Genomic DNA, 17,103 nt, shown 5'->3' on the forward strand with positions numbered 1-17,103 from the left:
CCTCTTCGAAAGCCGATCGAATCAGTCACCTGTGACGGTGAAAACTTCTCCTCTCAGCTCAGCAATTTTCTCCGGAGTCACCACACATTCAGCCATAAGATTTTTTTCGGCAGAAAGAATGTCAAAAGGAACTTCCTGACCTACGCTGTAGTATGTGAAACTCTTAGAGTATGTATCGGCCAGTTCGAGAAAACCACCTAAAAAATCCGCCTCATCTAATTTTGTGAGAAGAATTCTTTGGTAATTTAAAGACTCATAGGCTTTCAATACAGTGCTCGTATGATGGTAGGAAGAAGTGGACGAAAGGACAAGTAGATTTTCCACAGAGTCTTTTTCCCCAAAACAAGAAAGTAGAGTATTCATCCTTTCGAGCTGTTCTAGATTTCTATGACTATACCCTGCAGTATCGATTAGAATGAGTTCTGAACCATCCCTCGCCAGTGTTTCCTTGAATTTTTTTATGTCTTTAACCGGATAAAACGGCATTCCCATTGTGTCTGCATAACGTTTGAGCTGTTCAATGGCGGCAATACGATAATTATCCGTAGTATAAAGAGACACTGATTTCCCTTTATGTAAAAAATACTTTGCAGCTAATTTTGCCACGCTTGTAGTTTTACCAGAACCGGTAGGTCCTACAAAAAAGATCACTTTTCTTTGGTTTTTTCCGGTGCCCCGAAAAAGATCCGAGTCCACACTCACCCTTTCTTTTAGGATTTCAATTGTCCTTTCTAGAACGGCGTGATTGCGTCCTTGATCTAGAGGAGAAAGTCTCTCTTCTACTTTAGAAATAATTTCTTCCACATAGGACTGACTCATTCCTTCTCGAACTAATTTTTCTCCTAATCGGATTAAGGGAGAATCCTTTCGAACAGTGGAAATTTCTCTTCTTGAAAAAGAATTTTTATCTAAAAGTTCCTTTTCGAAAGAAAGCCCCACTCTTTCCGGCTCGGTAATTATTTCTTCAATTTCCTCTTCGATTATGGCTTCTTTTTCTTCTAAAGTTTTAGAAAGAGGTTTTAAAGTTTGTAGAGTTTTTTTTCTTTCTGGAGAAGTATAAGATTTTTGTTTTAAAAGATCTTTTAGGTCTTGAAGTTTACGTTCTATTTTTTCTCGAGACGCTTGTTTCTCCGGAATTCCGATCTGTATTTCGATCATCTTTTTTGCGAGAAGCCCAGTGCCCATCACACCACCTTCGGTTACAACCGTTTGAGAAATTACGGTAGCCTCCGAACCGTATTTCATTTTCATTTCCATCAAACAGTCTTGATAACTTTTGCCCCGAATTTTAGCAAATTCCATATTCAACTCCTCTAATTATTCCACTTTATAAAGTTAGAATATTCTAAGTATTTCATGTTTCTTCCGAAACTCCCGCCGTCTGGGTTTGGGGAAGTTTAAGTTCAGCCTCGATCACAGAGTCCACCGAAGAATGAATTTCTTCATAGGCAAGAACTCCGAAATTGCGGGGAGGAAATTCCTTTGCGAGCATATACGAAAAAGGCAAACGTACTTCTCGATTTACAACAAAAATAGGAAACTTTCCTTCGGTCCTAAAATTTCTATAAAGTTCAGCCACACTATCGATCAATCTTCTGTAAAAATCTGGTGCAAGAGACAGAACGTCTCTGTTTTCGATTCTGTCCTGAGTAATGGATTTATTGAGTCGATCCAAAATTCTACTTTCGAGAGTGATCACTCTTAACTTTCCGTCCATGGATAGATAATCCCGAACTACAGTTCTTGAAATCGACTGACGTACAAGTTCTGTAAGTATGTACGAATTTTGATATTTAGACAAATTATTCGCGATCGATTCTAAAATAGGAACTAGGTTTCTAATTCCAAGCCCTTCTCTTAAAAGATTTTGCAATACTTGTTGAATGATTCCTAAGTTACCTGGTTTATCCGCGTCCAATTCTCCGATCAAAGTTGGATAACTTATTTTGTAATGATCCAGAAGTTTTTTGACTTCTTCCCTTCCAAGTAAAGTAGACGCGTGTGTTGCAAGAAGTTCTTTCAAGTGTGTTACAACTACCGTAGATGCGTCTACTACAGTGTAACCTTTTGCTTCTGCGTCGGATTTGTCCTCGGCAGAAATCCATTTTGCCCTTTGACCAAAAGAAGGTTCTAAAAAATCCTCTCCGGAAATAGACTCCGCAGTTCCGGGGTTAGTATTGAGGGCCATCAATTTGTCCGGTTTTACCGTGGAAGTTCCCACTTCTGTCCCATTGATTTTGATCGAATACGTATCCGGATTTAAATCAAGATTATCTAATATTCTCACGGGAGGAATTACCACGCCGTTATCCTGTGCAAACTTCTTTCTGAGATTACTGATCTGATCTAAAAGCGCTCCGCCTTGAGAAACGTCGACTAACGGTATAAGATGATAACCAACTTCAATTTCAATCGGATCGGTTCTCAGTTCTTCGTAAAAATCTTTTGGTTTACGATCCTGACCAGACTCTTTTTCTTTTTTTTCGATCGACTCGAGTTGTTCTTTGACGGTTTGTTCTAGCGAATATCCTAAATAGGCAATTCCAGCAGAAAGTAGAACCAAAGGAATAAACGGAAGTCCCGGAATAAATGCAGCAAATCCTAAACTTCCAGCAACTACATATAAAACTTTTGAATTACTAAATAACTGATTTTTAAACTGAGTGGCAAGATCAGACTCGGACCCAGAACGAGTTACAATGATACCTGTTGCCACAGTCGTTAAAAGTGCCGGAATCTGAGATACGAGACCATCTCCTATGGTAAACTTTCCATAAGTTTCTATAGCTTGTGTAAAAGATTCTCCACGAATTGAAGATCCAATAATCACTCCACCTAACAGATTGATGGCGGTAATAATCAGCCCAGCTCGAACGTCTCCTTGTACAAACTTACTCGCTCCATCCATCGATCCGTAAAAATCGACTTCGGCTTCGATTCTTTTTCTTCTTTTTTTGGCTTCTTCTTCGTTTATATTCCCTGAGGAAAGTTCCATATCGATCGCCATTTGTTTTCCAGGCAAAGCATCCAAAGTAAAACGAGCCGCAACTTCCGAAATTCTAGTCGCTCCTTTAGTAATTACTAAAATTTGAACGAGTACTAAAATGATGAATATGATAAAACCTACCACATACTTAGAAAGCCCGGACTCGCTTCCTATGATAAACGATCCAAAAGCGTCGATTACATGACTATTCATCGCGGGTCCTTTGGAAAGTATCTGCCTGGTTGTAGATACGTTCAGCGCAAGTCTATATAAAGTAGTAATCAAAAGTAAACTCGGAAAGATCGAAAAATCCGCAGGCTCGTTGACTGAAAGAGAAGTCAAAAGAACCAGAAGCCCAATCGCCAAACTGACAATAATCAAAATATCTAATATAAATCCGGGAAGAGGAATTACGAGCATTGCCACTACCGCCACTGCTCCGATTCCCAAAATTACATCCGACTGGTTCCACCACTTCTTTTCCATAACTTCCTCTTACACGGCTCTCCGGAAAGATTCCAAACGAGAGAGAATGGTAGCAATCGCGCGATAGAATTGTTGCGGAACTTCCGCGCCCAGTTCCACTTCTTCATAAAGTCCTCTTGCTTGAATACGATCTTCTACGGTAGGCACTCCATTTTCTCTTGCAATTCGAATGATCAGAAGAGCAAAATCATCTACTCCTTTTGCAATCACAATCGGAGCTTTATGGATTCCAGGTTTGTATTCTAAGGCCACCGCAAAATGAGTGGGATTTGTGATCACCACATCCGCTTCTGGAACCTTAGCTAACATTTTTCTTTTATTCATCATATCTCGAGCAAGTTGTCTTCTCCTGGCTTGAAGAGAACGATCCCCGTCGGATTCCTTGGCTTCTCTTTTTGCTTCGGAAGGAGTCATCTTTAAAGATTCTTCATATTCATATCTTTGATATAAATAATCCACGATACTGATCGCGAGTAGTATAATCCCAACGATTAAAAATATTTTAAAAGAACTGTTCATTACAAGCGCGACTGCTTGTTCTAATCCCATTTCTCCCGAAAGAAGAATTGGAAAAAAATCTTTGCTGATAATGATATAAGAAACCCAGGCAATTAGTCCTACTTTTGCCAGAGACTTACCCAAATTGAAAAGCGTCTGACGTGTAGGTAACACTTTCTTAAAATTGGGTCTGATTCTACTGAAGTTAAAACTCAATGCACGAGGTGTGAATATAAAACCCACCTGTGCTACGTTTCCAATGATTGCACCAACTAATGTGATCCCAAGTAATGGCCAAAGAAGTGTAAATAAATCCGTGGAAGCATTTTTTAAAAGTTCTGTCACGGACTCGGAACTTATGTCGGTTCTAAGACCTACTCCGTGAATGTATTTGCGTAAAATATAATACGTTCTCATGAAAAAATATTCTCCCATGAGATACACTAAAATGACTCCGGCAAGTAACACTACCGCCGCGGGAAGTTCAGGAGACTTAGGGACGTTTCCTTTTTCTCTTTCTTCTCTTCTTCTTCTTTCTGACCCGGGTTCTGTTCTTCCCTCGTCTTCGGCGGCAAATAACTGCAGATCAATTTTGAAATCGGCGACCTCGGTCGATAAACACATATTAGGTGGTAGAATGTTAAATCGACAGATGTTTCGAACGACCTCAATCGTTGAATTTATAAAATCAATTTGCAAAAAGTAAAAAAACAAATTGGAATTAAAAAATTCGATTCGTTTAGAATCAATTGGCTCCGAATAATCTCGAAACATTTTTACAATTTTTTTATAAAATAAAAAAGTTCCGACAAAAAGAATTTCTGAAAATCTCTCTTTAAAAAAAAGTCTTTGTGAAATCGAAAAAAATCTACTGATTTTTCCCGCCATCCATCGAGTGTAAGATGTTGAGTTTTGTCCCCACCAAGTTTGCAGAATGAAAGATGTCCTAGATATACCAGTTTGTTTTATAAAACGTTCCTTTTTGTTTTGTAAAGAAACAACGTTTAGATTAGAAAAGTGATCATCGTTGGATTCTGATTCTACGACGTTCTGTAAATTGTGGGAACTCTTACAAAGTTTGTGATTTTCTATAATTTGTAGGAACTCACACAAAGCTTGCGATCTTACGTAAATTGTGGGAACTCTTACAAAATTTATAATCTTATGGAATTGTGGGAACTCATACAAAGTTTGTGATCTTACAAAATTGTGAGAACTACCACGTTTCTCAGCAAAATAGATCCCCGGAAAAATATTATAAAATTTCCCAAAGATAAACTCTGCAAAACGTTTCCAAGAAAACCCTAAACGATAAAATACGCCTAACACTGACTTTGCGAAAGAAACAGGATTCAATTCATAAATCCAAGAAATCAGAAAAAGACACGTGTAGAAAATTCTTACAAAAAATATCTCAGGGTTTTGCACTAAAACAGCCTTGAATTTTTTCTTTCTCAACCAAATTGTCTCTTTCATTTCGGCCACTCCTGCAACATTAGATTTATCTTATCAAAGGATAAATCAAAAGCTGCTCCCATCTGAGAGACCAGGTAAGGAGTGATAAAAATCATCACGATCAGACCAATTGTAACTTTGATCGGAAACGATAATTGCAAAATGTTGAGTTGTGGAGCAGCCTTACCCATCAAGGCTTCAGAAACGGTTACGAGTAGTATGATTCCCAAAACCGGAAGAGATAAACGAAACGCTACAAAAAACATCGCGCCCACCGCGTCCTCCATAGCCTTATAAATTCCGTTTTGAATTTCCGGAACAAATCGTAAAACCTGAATCTTTTCAAAAGAATAGGCAAGACTTTCGAACATGATTCGATAAGCGCCTAACGTCAAAAAAAGCAACATCCCCAAAAGATTTTTTAAAGTACTGATCACGGGTAAACTGGTCTGAGTCACTGGATCTAAAATTTCCGCATACCCAAAACCCAATTGAACGTTAAAAAATTCACCCGCCATCTGAAAGGCCGCAAAAATCAAACTGATCAAAAAACCCAAAAGGATTCCGATCAAGGCTTCCGCGATTACCGTAAGTCCGTAGTTCCCCATGTCTCCCGGAACCGGAGGTAAAAAACCTGCAATCACCGGAAATAAAATCACTGAAACTAAAAAGGAAAAAATCATCTTTTGGGGAACACTAATTGAAGGATACGAAAAAACAGGCGCAACGGATAACAATCCCATCAACCTCGAAAGGATCAGTAAAAAAACCTGAAAATGATTGATAAAGTATTCCATAATATACTAAAATTTCTCGATCATCAAAAAAAGGTTTCGGGTATAATCTGTCATCGTCTGGATCATCCAGGAAGAAAAAATTACGATTACGATAAAAATTGCCAAAAGCTTAGGAACAAACGCGATCGTAGGTTCTTGAATCGAAGTGGTCGTTTGTAATATCCCTACGATCAAACCCACAACCAAAGCTGTAAAAAGTATAGGAGATGAAATTTTCAGAGTAATATATAAAGAATCTCTAATTAAAGTCATAACGTCTAATTCCGTCATTTATAACTCCTTACGAGTTCATAGACGATTAAATTCCAACCGTCCACAAGAACGAATAAGATCAATTTAAACGGAAGACTGACCATCACCGGAGGCAACATCATAAGACCCATAGAAAGAAGTGCCGAAGCCACTACTAAATCGATTACGATAAACGGAATAAAAATGACTATACCGATCCAAAACGCTTTTTTGATTTCGCTTAACATAAAAGCTGGAATCAAAACGTAAGAAGGAACATCGTCAAAAGATTCTACTTTTTCTACCTTTCCAATTTTTAAAAAAAGAGCCACGTCTTTTGCACCAGAGGTTCCAATCTGGCGCATCATAAATTCGCGAATAGGAATCATTCCTTTTTCAAAAAAAGAATTCGTATCGATCTTACCTTCTAAATAAGGACCAAGAGCCTTCTCGTTGACAGTGTTTAACGTAGGAGCCATGATAAAAAAAGTCATAAATAGAGCTAGCCCCATCATTACCTGGTTAGGTGGAAGATTCTGAATCGATAGAGCCCTTCTTACAAAATCCAAAACGATCACGATCTTAGTAAACGAGGTCAAAGACATCACGATCGCTGGCGCCAAAGAAAGAATCGTAACTAAAAATAAAACCATCAGAGAAAGACTTGTCTCTCTCGGACTCTTGGCCTCATTTACATTGATGTTTAAATTCGGAATCGGAATTCTAGTTCCTACAGACTGAGCTTCTAAGGGAAAAAAAGTAGAACCCAAAGATAAATTCACCCAAAGTAAGAAAACCCAGGTTATGTTCTTGATAAACTTTTTATGTCTCATTTTCACCTAAGAAACAAATTCTCTCATAATAACTAAGGTTATCTCAAATCGAAAAGCCCGCCTTCGAGCGAGCTTGTTTTTTCTTTGAGTTCTTCTAATTTTTTTCGGGCCTGTTTTCGTTTTTCTTCCCGAGTGGACCCGCCCCCACTTTCCGGAGGTCCCTCTGTGTTTCCAGAAATTCTAGAATTTAAATCCTTAATTTGTTCCAGTACAGTAACTAAAAACCCACCTTCTGGAGGTTGAAAGTTTTCTTTCTTTTGTAAAATCCTATGTTTTATTTCTGGGTCCGAAATCTCTGTGATCAAATTAATTCCATTGTCAGCAACTCCGAGAACCAACAATCTTTCCGAAACTTCTACAATCTGAAGTTGTTTGTTTGGCCCAAGAATCAGACTGGAAAGAACGCTCATTTCACCTCGAACCGGAAGTCTACCTTCCCGATTTTTAGATACGTATTTTAGAATATAATAAAGTGCTACACAAAGCAGCCCTAGTATAAAAACTACCCTAAGGAGAGTCCCTGCAATTCCGGGGCCTTCGTCTTTGGGACGATATCTTTCTTCTACCGGATTGGATTCCTGTTGTGTTTCAGAAGAGTTTGATTGAGGAGTTCCACTTTGAGTTGATTTAATTTCTGTAGAAGAATTCCCAGTGGACCCGTCTGAATTTTTCTTTTGGGAAAAATCCCCCAATTCTTTCTTGAGAGCCTCGTCCATCAATTCTCTTTCAGATTGAGCCGATAAAGAAATAACAGTAAAATTGAATATAATCAAAAAAGAAAGAACGGAAATCGTTTTCTTTCCGTTACTTTGGGAAGTTTCTAAAAATTTCACTTCCCCTCCGGCTTGATTCGATCGATAGGACTTACTATATCAGTTACGCGCACTCCGAAATTTTCGTCGATGACTACGACTTCACCTTTTGCGATCAGTTTACCGTTTACTAAAAGATCTACCGGTTCACCCGCGAGCTTATCCAACTCTATGATAGAACCTTCCCCTAAACCTAAAATGTCTTTGATATACATCTTAGTTCTTCCTAATTCCACGGTAACGCTCATCTGAACGTCCATCAATAGATTTAAATTGGGGGTATTAGAAGCACCACTCGCAGTTCCTAAGTTGGGGAAAGCAACCGACTTGACGGACATAGAACCTGGGGACATTCCCATTCCACCCATGCCCCCCATTCCCATTCCACTCATATCACCACCTGCGCTTCCGGAGCGGCGGTAAAGATTCAAAAGATCCGAGGCAGTAGAAAGTGAGAGTAAAAATTGAACTCTAAAAGAAGGTATGTTTTCGATGGTAAGATTAAAGAAAATTCGAATCAGAGTTTCCCCGTCCGGCAAAACTAAGGCAGCAGGAGAGGTTACGTTTCTAGTTTCCGAAGGAGAGCCGTTGACTCCTCCGCCCGTTTTTGTACTGATTTGAGAGATCAAAGCCCCCATTACAGGAGTTAGAGAGTCTCGGAGTGTTTGCATCTGAGCTTCGTCCAGTTCCCCAGAATCGAACCCGCCCATCATTGAATTGGAAATTTTTACCGCATTCTCTGCGGACATTGCTAAAACGACTCTTCCATTTACGCTTCCGGAAAGCGTAGAATACAAAAGAAAAGATCCAGATTTTAATTCGGATTCTATATCTTTTCGGGCTTTGGTTTCTACATTTGGATTTAAAAATGCAGAAGAACGAGAAAGAACAGCGCCTAACGTATTTCCTGCTACTTGAAAACAAGAAGCTAAAAGATCTGATAAAATATCCCGATCCACGGGGGACATTCCTGGAACTTCTTTTTGTGCGGCTGCAGGCGCCACACTTCCCGGATCAAACGAATCGCTTGCTCCGGCGAGTAATGCGTCTATTTCTTCCTGTGATAGGGAACCTTCACCCATTTTGGGAACTCTCCGGGAGTTTTAGTTAATGAGACATAAGAAAAGAGTTTTTGTCACCTCTTTTTTTCTTTCCAGTCTGTTTTCACCCAATTTTTAAGTGAAAACAATCTTTTTTTTGGAAACAGAGAGAATACAAATTTTGCAGTAGTTCCTACATTTTCGCAAAAACACAGACTTCATGGGAATACGAACGTATTCAAACAAATAAAATGAACCTACTGATTTTAAAAAAAATTGCAAAGAATAACTTAAATTCAAACAATTACGACTTCACTCAAAACCACAAACCGAACATCAAGGTTAATCCATCAGTTCAATAAAATTTAATTTTATAATATTAAAATATAAGCAACCTTTTTTTTAATTCACCCAGAATCCCAGACAGAAATTTAATTTGAAAATAGAGTTGTTGAAAAATTAATTCTACATTTGTTTCTGTTTTATGGAAACTGTCGGCTAAAGCAGTTTTGTTATGGAATTTTTCAACAACTCTAATTAGTATTTTTAAATTATATAGAAATTTCTGGGATTTCACCAAAGATCTTTCAAAGCCTTACTTTTAGCTTAATTCCCCTCCGAGACCTTCTGCAAACATTCTCAGAGAATCATAAGAATAAATCCCAGTTTGATGATTATCGCTCCAAACCAAATTGATCGCATATCTTCCGACTTTATTGACTGAATAAAGTCGAATTGATTGGATTGTTCCAGTAGTAGTTCCTATCTTTCCTCCGTGCCCACCCTTACAAACTACACAAGGACAACGTTTTCTAAGATCTAATAAATCGAAAATAGAAGTTACACCGTCTTTCCATGTGATTTTCAGATGATTTTCATCGAAGTCAATTTGGTCGGGTGTAGTCGCTTTTAAACTGAGTTGAGTCATTTTTTATTTTCCCATTTTCGTAAAGGTAATTTCAAAATTATAGTTCGCATTTTTCAACGGTTATTGATCATATTTTCTGAAAGTAAAATTTGAACTTCTAATACATTAATATACACTATCTATTACTGATCTCTATAAAATTGAGCACCGTTAACTTTATCACAAAACGCCGGTTACATACAAAATATTAAGCACTTTATTATATAGTTATGAATAGTAAAAATAATTTCAAAATCATAGTTCAGATTTCCAAATATTTTCGTTCAACAAAGACGGAAAAAATTTGATTTGATCCTATTAAAACTATAATTTAAATACAACGATGTTTCAAGAACGAATAGATAATCTCTGAAATCATTTTTAATTATTTAGGAAGTTTGCATTTTTTCTTTTTAAATTTTCCGATCGTAGTTCCATAAGTAATTTTTTCATTCACCACAAGAGAACTAAACTGAAAAGTATCCTTTTCCATCAGTAAAATTACAGTAGATCCCATTTCAAATCTACCTAACTCAGCTCCCTTATCAATCATGATCGAAACTTCCTTATATTCTACCGTCCTTGTAGTTCGGATGAGAGTATTTGTTACAATCTTATTGTCGTAAGTCACTCGAATTCGTCCAACGTTCGAAGCACCCACTTTTATAACCGCGACTTTTCCGTATTCTGTTTGAAGATAAGTAATCAATCTTTCGTTTTTTGGAAAAAGGCCTCGAATCCCAAAAACGGCAAGTTCGTTCACCGGAAACAACTTTCCAGGTTCATAATAATATCCTAATATTTTTCCATACGCCGGAGAATGAATTCTATGATAGTCCTGAGGAGATAGATAAAAAGTGATGTATTTTCCGTTCGTAAAATCTTCTAAATATTTTGATCCGCCTAAAAGTTCTTTTAAATTGTAATCTACTCCTTTGGCTTGGATGATGATTCTTTGATTGATGTCTCCGTATCCGGTAATTTTTGCGTCTACTGGAGATACCATTTCGTCGTCTGCGGAATCGATAATTCTAGCTTCGGCCTTTAAGGCTCTTGTAAAAAATTCGTTAAGAGAATTGTATTCCTGAATTTCTAATTCAGCTTCGTCTACATTGATCTTATATGCTCTTGCAAAAGCTTTTAAAATCGGAATCAAAATAAAACGTGGAAGCCTGGAAGAAGCAAGTAGTCCAAATAAACGCGAAAGTAAATTTTTAGGAACGATGGACAATATTAGAAGATAAAAATCTTTTAATACTTCGTATCTCGCTCCACTCTCGGTTAAAAAACGTTTCAACTCGGTTCTGGCGATCTTCTCAAGTAAAACCAAAGAAATCAAAACAGGCACCGCAGTTATAATCGAAAGAGAATAACCCAATCCAAAAGCTTCAAAAAGAATCTGTTCTCCATTTTTCACGTAAAGATATGCGACAGCCAGAATCGTAAATAGAAAAAGTATCCTAAAAAAGTTCGCAAACTTTTCTCCGAAAACATAAAGAGCTTTTTGTTCTCCCGTATAAAACCAACCGGTAATAGAAACCACTCCAAACAATAAAAAGGATCCGAAAAAAGCGATATTTACTGGATTCGTATTCCCCTGAAACAAAGCGTTTAAAAATACGAGTTGTTCCTCCATTTTAAAAGCACCGTAAGAAGAAAGTACATAAACCACTAAAGTAGATATGATAAATCCTTCAAAAAAAGTGGCGAGCATACTTACTAATCCCTGTTTGGCGGGATAATCCGTTCTTACAACTCCTGACAAACCTGCGCTTTTACCGATACCGGTTTCCGTAGAAACAAAAAAAATCCCAGAGGCCATACTATAAATCCTTGCAAGAGCAAAACCTCCCCCCGTAATCGCCGCCGTAGGTTGAAACGCTTCTTTAAAAGATAACCAAATAAAATCCTTGAAGTTCATGAGAGAACCTTTGAATAAAAAGAAATATCCCATAAAAAACAAAAAAATTCCAATCGGAGCCAGATACGCGGAAATTTTTCCTACTCTTCTTATTCCACCTAACACAATAAATACGAGGATTACGGACAATAAAAAAGGAACCGTCATTCCATTGATTTCAAAAACCCGATTTGCGATATGAGTCACATATAACATCGGAACCACGCCACCCATTACAAGCACAGTAAGAAGTCCTATGGCTGCAAAACCTACCGCGAGCCATCTCGCTTTGAGAGCACTTTCTATAAAATACATAGGACCAGAAAGATACCTTCCAGAAACGGTTTTAGTTCTAAAACGTATCGCAAGTGTGGAAGAAACAAATCGAAGCGGCATGATAAAAAAAGAAGAAATCCAAATCCAAAATAAAACTCCCGGACCTCCGATCATCAGCGCCAAAGCAGAACCGATCACTGCACCTGGAAGAAGAGAAGAAGCGGTTCCGGAAAAAAAAGCCTGCGAATGAACCAATCTTCCTCTAGAACCTTTATAGTCCATATTGCCCGAAAAAATTTTTATCGCTAAAAACAAAAATCTAAGCTGTGGAAATCGAAGACGAATCGTTAAAAAAACTCCGATAAAACTTAAAAAATAGAAAAAGAATTTGAGCAAATCCCAATCCAAGAATTGAAAAAAATGAAATTGCAACATGGCCCACCTGTAGGAAAGAAAATCAGCTTTTTATAGAAGTCCTTGCTATAAATCCTGTAATTATGAGGGCTACCAGCAAAATTTTCAGGATCTTATCGAGTGTTTTATTTTTTTTACTTTGCCCTTATTCCATTTTAAAGGCAGAATCTACTAAAACAAAAACCTATTCTTTTAAACCAGCGCTGGAAATCCCAAACCAAGAAGAAGAAAACTGGGAATTGGGTTTTAGAGCAGGCATCGGTTATAAGGGAGAAGATAGATTGAATTCTTTTTTGAGAGGTTTTACACACACATACGATCCTGGAGTTGCCTCTAAAACAGAACTAGATCCACCCAAACAAACCTCTCAAGTAGAACTTTTCATTCGTAAAAAAATCGCTTCCGAAAGTCAGATAGGATTCATTGGAGGTTACAGAGAATGGCAAAGGTTCGGCTTGAAACAATTTTCTTCGGAACCCTTTTATACGGATTTAAAATTTAAAATTTCCAATCCTTACGCACTTCTTATGTATTGGCACGAATGGAATTACAAACGTTGGATTTTCCAAGGTGGATTAGGAGCCGGAATGTCTCAAGTATATTGGGACTCGGAAGGTTATGCGACTTCCGGAAAAGAAACCTTTCGCCAAGAAGGGTCACTCAATGGAACCGGTATTGAATTTCGTTTAGAAGGTACTGTCAGCAGAAGAATTACAGAATCCGCAAGTATTCAAGTGGGAATTGCATTTTCCTGGATCAATATCCCTTCCTTATCCGGAACCTTTAACGGAGAATCTGCAAGTTTTTATCTGAGAGAAAATGGAAGTGTTACCCCTCTTACCGAATCGGACAATCAAACTTCAATGCTCGTCACAAATCAATTTTCCCGTAAATTGGAATTCCAGGTTTTGACTACTACCCTCTTTTTTGGAATTGCTCAGAAATTCTAAATTCTTTTTTTAGAATATTCAATTTTTATTTTTTATCTGGACCGTCAAAGTCGATCCGGTTTCTTAGGCAGCTATTTGACAAAAAAACGGAATGTTGAAATTCGTCAAACGGTCGCATCCATCTGAAAATCTCCAACCTATAAGAAATTTTAAAAAAGCTCAAATATGTATAACACAAAATGAAAATATTAGAGTTGATAAAAAATTTCATAGTAACGATCAATAAAACTCTTCAATCAACCGTTTCCATAAAACAGAAACGAAGTGGCGATTCATTTTTCAACAACTCTATTCTTTTTACGAGAAGCAATATGCAGATTTTTAAATATCTTTTACAAAATATCTCGTATGAATTTTTGAAACAGACCTTTAGACAAAAAATAAAATCCAGTAAAGTACCGCTCCTCCTAAAAGAAGTAAAACGGTGCGAACTTTTCCAACTGTATCTCCATCCAAAACAAATCCGGTATGTCTAAATCCGTAAAAGAAAAATACAATCGCGGGGAAAATTTTCCATAGTTCAAAAATCCCGGATTTAAAATATTTTAGTAATAATAAAGAAAAAACAGTCAAAACCAAAAATTCCAAAATACCTAAAACAATTCTTTGTTTGGATACAATCGGATCGTATTTTATATATCTACTTCGATCCACTTCTTCGGCATAAACCGATGGTCCTAAACTTTCAGGCCTCCATCCAGGAGGTTTTAAGAATAGTAAAATTTTTTCTTTCCAACGACTTGTATTTTGTGCCAATGAAAAAATTTCTTCGTAAACATGGATGTTTGTGTAAATCGGATCAAACGTAGTTACCGGTTTTGTAAGTCCGTAAATCGGTTCCTCTTCTTCTCTTGCAAAGGAACCAAAAATTCGATCCCAAAATACTAAAATTCCTCCGTGATTTTTATCTATATATTTTGGATCTCTTCCATGATGTACACGATGATGGGAAGGTGTGATTAGAATTTCTTCTAAAAATCCTAACTTTCCGATCAACCGAGTATGTACCCCAAACTGATAAATTTTTAAAATTCCATGAGCCAACAAAAACGCCTGCCAAGGAACTCCACAGAATGCGATCGAAAGATTAAACATATATTCGAAAATTCTTTGAAAACTAGACTGTCTCAGGGCAACGGAAAGATTGAATTCTTCGCTAGAATGGTGAGTAACGTGACAAGCCCATAAAAAATTAATTTCGTGTGTTGCCCTATGAAACCAGTAATACACAAAATCCACAGCCAAAAATACAAAGATCCATCCAGCTAAACTTTTAAAATCGATATGCCAACCTATGGAATCCAGCCAAACAGGAACTCCGAGCGGTAGCTCAGAAACTCCAAATAAAGTCTGCAAAGAACAGAATATTCTAAACTTCTCATATATCCAAAGAGAAACGATTGTTACAAAAATCCCCGTCAGAGAAAATAAAACCCCCGTGCTTAAATCCGCCACCGTATCGTTCCATCGATATACGATCTTTCCAGAGATCTTAGAATACAAAACCTCGAGTCCGATCAATATTAGAAAAAATGGTACGGCTAGATCTAAAACGGATCCTTGCATTTTGTTTTAACCGTTTTGATTGAAAAATTTTGTAATCTTACGTGTAATAAATCTAGGAGTGATCCTAACACTCTGAGCTAATATTTTATTCAAAGTTCCGGCAATTACGACTGATTTTCCTTTTTTCAAAGCGTCGTATCCTATTTCAGCCACTTCTTTTGCGTCCATAATCGGTGCCATCGGATTGTCCAAAAGTTTTGATTTTGTAATCTCTGCCCTTTCAAAAAATTCGGTCTTGGTAGGTCCTGGACAAAGTGCAGTTACGGTTACTCCGTCTTTTTTTACGTCTTCGTAAACCGCTTCCGTAAAAGATAACACATAGGCCTTTGTCGCATAATAATTCGCCATATTCGGTCCCGGTTGAAATCCAGCAATGGAAGCCACGTTCAAAATTTTTCCATTCTTACGTTCTACCATACCTTGTAAAAAAAGATGAGTCAATTCTACTAAAGAAGCCACGTTTACTTGAATCATCTGAAGCTCTTCTTTGAGATCCATTCGATCGAATTTTCCGTTCGTTCCGAAACCTGCATTGTTCACTAAAACTTCCACAACTGCTTTTGTTTTTTTTGCGAAGTCAAAGATTTTCTTGGGAGACTTAGGATCTGCCAAATCCAGAGAAAGAATGTCCACCTTTACTTTGTTTAACGATTCAATTTCTTTTTTTACCTTTTTTAAGGTTTTTTCGTTTCTAGCGACTAAAATCAAATCGTAACCGTCCGCTGCGATCAGTTTACTCAGCTCGTAGCCAATCCCCACCGTACCACCCGTAATGATTGCCGTTTTTGTCATTTTTCATTTCCTTTGCGGTCGAAATTAATTCCATAAAAAAAGAGTGAAAGACTTTTTTTGCAGGGCCAATTGAACATTACGTTTTCATTTTAGATGAAATCCTATTTTTCTAACAAATTATAAAATTGTATCGAAAAATGATTTCCTAAAAAACGTAAGATTTGTATTTTTCTTTTTCATGATCAAACTTCACGGCGCAAGTATCAGTAATTATGTTAATAAAGTAAAACTAGGCATTTTAGAAAAAGGTTTAGAATATGAACAAGTTCGGATCGCACCTTCTCAAGAAGAGGAATTTCTAAAGATCAGCCCTATGGGAAAAATTCCGGTTCTGGAAATGGATGGAAAATTTATATTCGAGTCAGGAGCTATTTTAGAATTTTTAGATACGATTTTTCCACAAACCCCTAAACTGATCCCGGAAGATTCCTGGGAAGCGGCTAGGGTTAGGGAAATTTCTACGATAATAGAAACCTATTTAGATATACCCGCCAGAAGAATCTATCTACTTGCAACTAGAGGAAAAGAAGTATCTCCGGAAATAGTAGAAGAGGTTCATCCAATCTTAGTCAAAGGAATCAAAGCGCTTCAAAGAGTGGTTCGATTTTCACCTTACATAGCGGGAGAAGTTTTTACGATGGCGGACTGTTCTGGTTTTGCCCACCTATCCGTGTTAGACGAAGAACTACGTCCCTTTTATCCGGACAATCATCCCTTAGATCTGTTAAATGGTTGGAAAGAATACTTTACATTCATGAAAACAAAAACAGGTCCTGCACTTGTAGAAAAAGAGAAACAAACACTTAAGAAAATTTTAGCAAGAACCAAAACAAAAATCGAATAACAACGGAAATTCTTAGGTTGATTTTAAAATTGATTTGACTCTCTAAATCAATAAAATAGCCTACTGTGGTCTTTATGGAACCAGAAAAAGTAATTTCCATCCCGATCCGGGAACTGCCTCATCTCAAAGTTCTTTTGGCAGGTTGGTATAATTTTCTAAAAGAAAGCTACGATCAAAAAACGATCGACCAAAGCGAATTCAAAGACGCTCTTAAAAGTAACGTTGTCTATAACATAGACCAGGATCAAGTAGAAGTACTTTTAGCCGGAAAAGAATCTTTACTCCAAAATTTCAGAAAAAGTCTTTCCTAATCAAC

15 protein-coding genes are annotated in these 17,103 nt (G+C 37.3%); 3 read left to right on the forward strand and 12 right to left on the reverse strand.

All coding sequences use genetic code 11. From position 1 onward, the window contains the following. Positions 1-21: 21 nt before the first annotated feature. The 10 genes from flhF to asd all read right to left on the reverse strand — a co-directional run bounded on the left by flhF (position 22) and on the right by asd (position 12,656). Entirely contained in the window at positions 22-1,302 is a 1,281-nt protein-coding gene (gene flhF / locus LEP1GSC059_RS14515) for a flagellar biosynthesis GTPase FlhF (RefSeq protein WP_017214400.1), read from the reverse strand. A gap of 52 nt (positions 1,303-1,354) precedes the next feature. Continuing rightward, positions 1,355-3,472 carry a flagellar biosynthesis protein FlhA gene (gene flhA / locus LEP1GSC059_RS14520; RefSeq protein ID WP_002177534.1) on the reverse strand — a complete coding sequence of 706 codons (2,118 nt, stop codon included), beginning with the start codon at positions 3,470-3,472 and terminating at the stop codon, positions 1,355-1,357. Between the two features lie 9 nt (positions 3,473-3,481). Then, on the reverse strand, positions 3,482-5,446 hold the full coding sequence (locus tag LEP1GSC059_RS14525) for an EscU/YscU/HrcU family type III secretion system export apparatus switch protein (protein WP_020980966.1): 1,965 nt from the start codon (positions 5,444-5,446) through the stop codon (positions 3,482-3,484). Then, positions 5,443-6,222 (reverse strand): flagellar biosynthetic protein FliR, encoded by a 780-nt coding sequence (gene fliR, locus LEP1GSC059_RS14530; protein ID WP_002177474.1) that lies wholly within the window; start codon positions 6,220-6,222, stop codon positions 5,443-5,445. Before fliR ends, LEP1GSC059_RS14525 begins: the two co-directional genes overlap by 4 nt. Positions 6,223-6,228: 6 nt before the next feature. Continuing rightward, entirely contained in the window at positions 6,229-6,492 is a 264-nt protein-coding gene (gene fliQ, locus LEP1GSC059_RS14535; RefSeq protein ID WP_000137385.1) for a flagellar biosynthesis protein FliQ, read from the reverse strand. Beyond that, complete coding sequence (gene fliP / locus LEP1GSC059_RS14540; RefSeq protein WP_002177445.1) at positions 6,489-7,286, reverse strand: flagellar type III secretion system pore protein FliP; 798 nt, start codon at positions 7,284-7,286, stop codon at positions 6,489-6,491. Before fliP ends, fliQ begins: the two co-directional genes overlap by 4 nt. Before the next feature lie 38 nt (positions 7,287-7,324). Beyond that, a complete protein-coding gene (gene fliO, locus LEP1GSC059_RS14545; RefSeq protein WP_017214401.1) occupies positions 7,325-8,119 on the reverse strand; it encodes a flagellar biosynthetic protein FliO in 795 nt (264 codons plus the stop codon). After that, positions 8,116-9,180, reverse strand: coding sequence for a flagellar motor switch protein FliN (fliN, locus tag LEP1GSC059_RS14550; RefSeq protein WP_002177564.1), 1,065 nt, complete (start codon positions 9,178-9,180; stop codon positions 8,116-8,118). Before fliN ends, fliO begins: the two co-directional genes overlap by 4 nt. Positions 9,181-9,739: 559 nt before the next feature. Continuing rightward, a complete protein-coding gene (locus LEP1GSC059_RS14560; protein ID WP_017214403.1) occupies positions 9,740-10,066 on the reverse strand; it encodes a DUF971 domain-containing protein in 327 nt (108 codons plus the stop codon). Between the two features lie 364 nt (positions 10,067-10,430). After that, complete coding sequence (asd, locus tag LEP1GSC059_RS14565) at positions 10,431-12,656, reverse strand: archaetidylserine decarboxylase (protein ID WP_017214404.1); 2,226 nt, start codon at positions 12,654-12,656, stop codon at positions 10,431-10,433. 62 nt (positions 12,657-12,718) lie between these two features. On the opposite strand from asd, the gene LEP1GSC059_RS14570 reads away from it, so the two are divergent. Then, on the forward strand, positions 12,719-13,585 hold the full coding sequence (locus LEP1GSC059_RS14570; protein ID WP_004443479.1) for an LIC_11366 family protein: 867 nt from the start codon (positions 12,719-12,721) through the stop codon (positions 13,583-13,585). Positions 13,586-13,954: 369 nt separating this feature from the next. On the opposite strand, the gene LEP1GSC059_RS14575 is transcribed toward LEP1GSC059_RS14570, so the two are convergent. Next, positions 13,955-15,151 (reverse strand): sterol desaturase family protein, encoded by a 1,197-nt coding sequence (locus LEP1GSC059_RS14575; protein ID WP_017214406.1) that lies wholly within the window; start codon positions 15,149-15,151, stop codon positions 13,955-13,957. 6 nt (positions 15,152-15,157) lie between these two features. Beyond that, the gene (locus LEP1GSC059_RS14580) at positions 15,158-15,943 is read right to left on the reverse strand and encodes an SDR family NAD(P)-dependent oxidoreductase (RefSeq protein WP_002177481.1); all 786 of its coding nucleotides are present in this window, start codon (positions 15,941-15,943) and stop codon (positions 15,158-15,160) included. Positions 15,944-16,121: 178 nt separating this feature from the next. Here LEP1GSC059_RS14580 and LEP1GSC059_RS14585 point away from each other — a divergent pair, with 178 nt between their 5' ends. Both LEP1GSC059_RS14585 and LEP1GSC059_RS14590 read left to right on the forward strand, forming a co-directional pair. Continuing rightward, the gene (locus tag LEP1GSC059_RS14585; protein WP_017214407.1) at positions 16,122-16,787 is read left to right on the forward strand and encodes a glutathione S-transferase family protein; all 666 of its coding nucleotides are present in this window, start codon (positions 16,122-16,124) and stop codon (positions 16,785-16,787) included. A gap of 74 nt (positions 16,788-16,861) precedes the next feature. Next, the gene (locus LEP1GSC059_RS14590; protein WP_000433088.1) at positions 16,862-17,098 is read left to right on the forward strand and encodes a hypothetical protein; all 237 of its coding nucleotides are present in this window, start codon (positions 16,862-16,864) and stop codon (positions 17,096-17,098) included. Positions 17,099-17,103 lie beyond the last annotated feature (5 nt).

It is taken from the genome of Leptospira noguchii serovar Panama str. CZ214, from assembly GCF_000306255.2.
GTDB lineage: Bacteria > Spirochaetota > Leptospiria > Leptospirales > Leptospiraceae > Leptospira > Leptospira noguchii.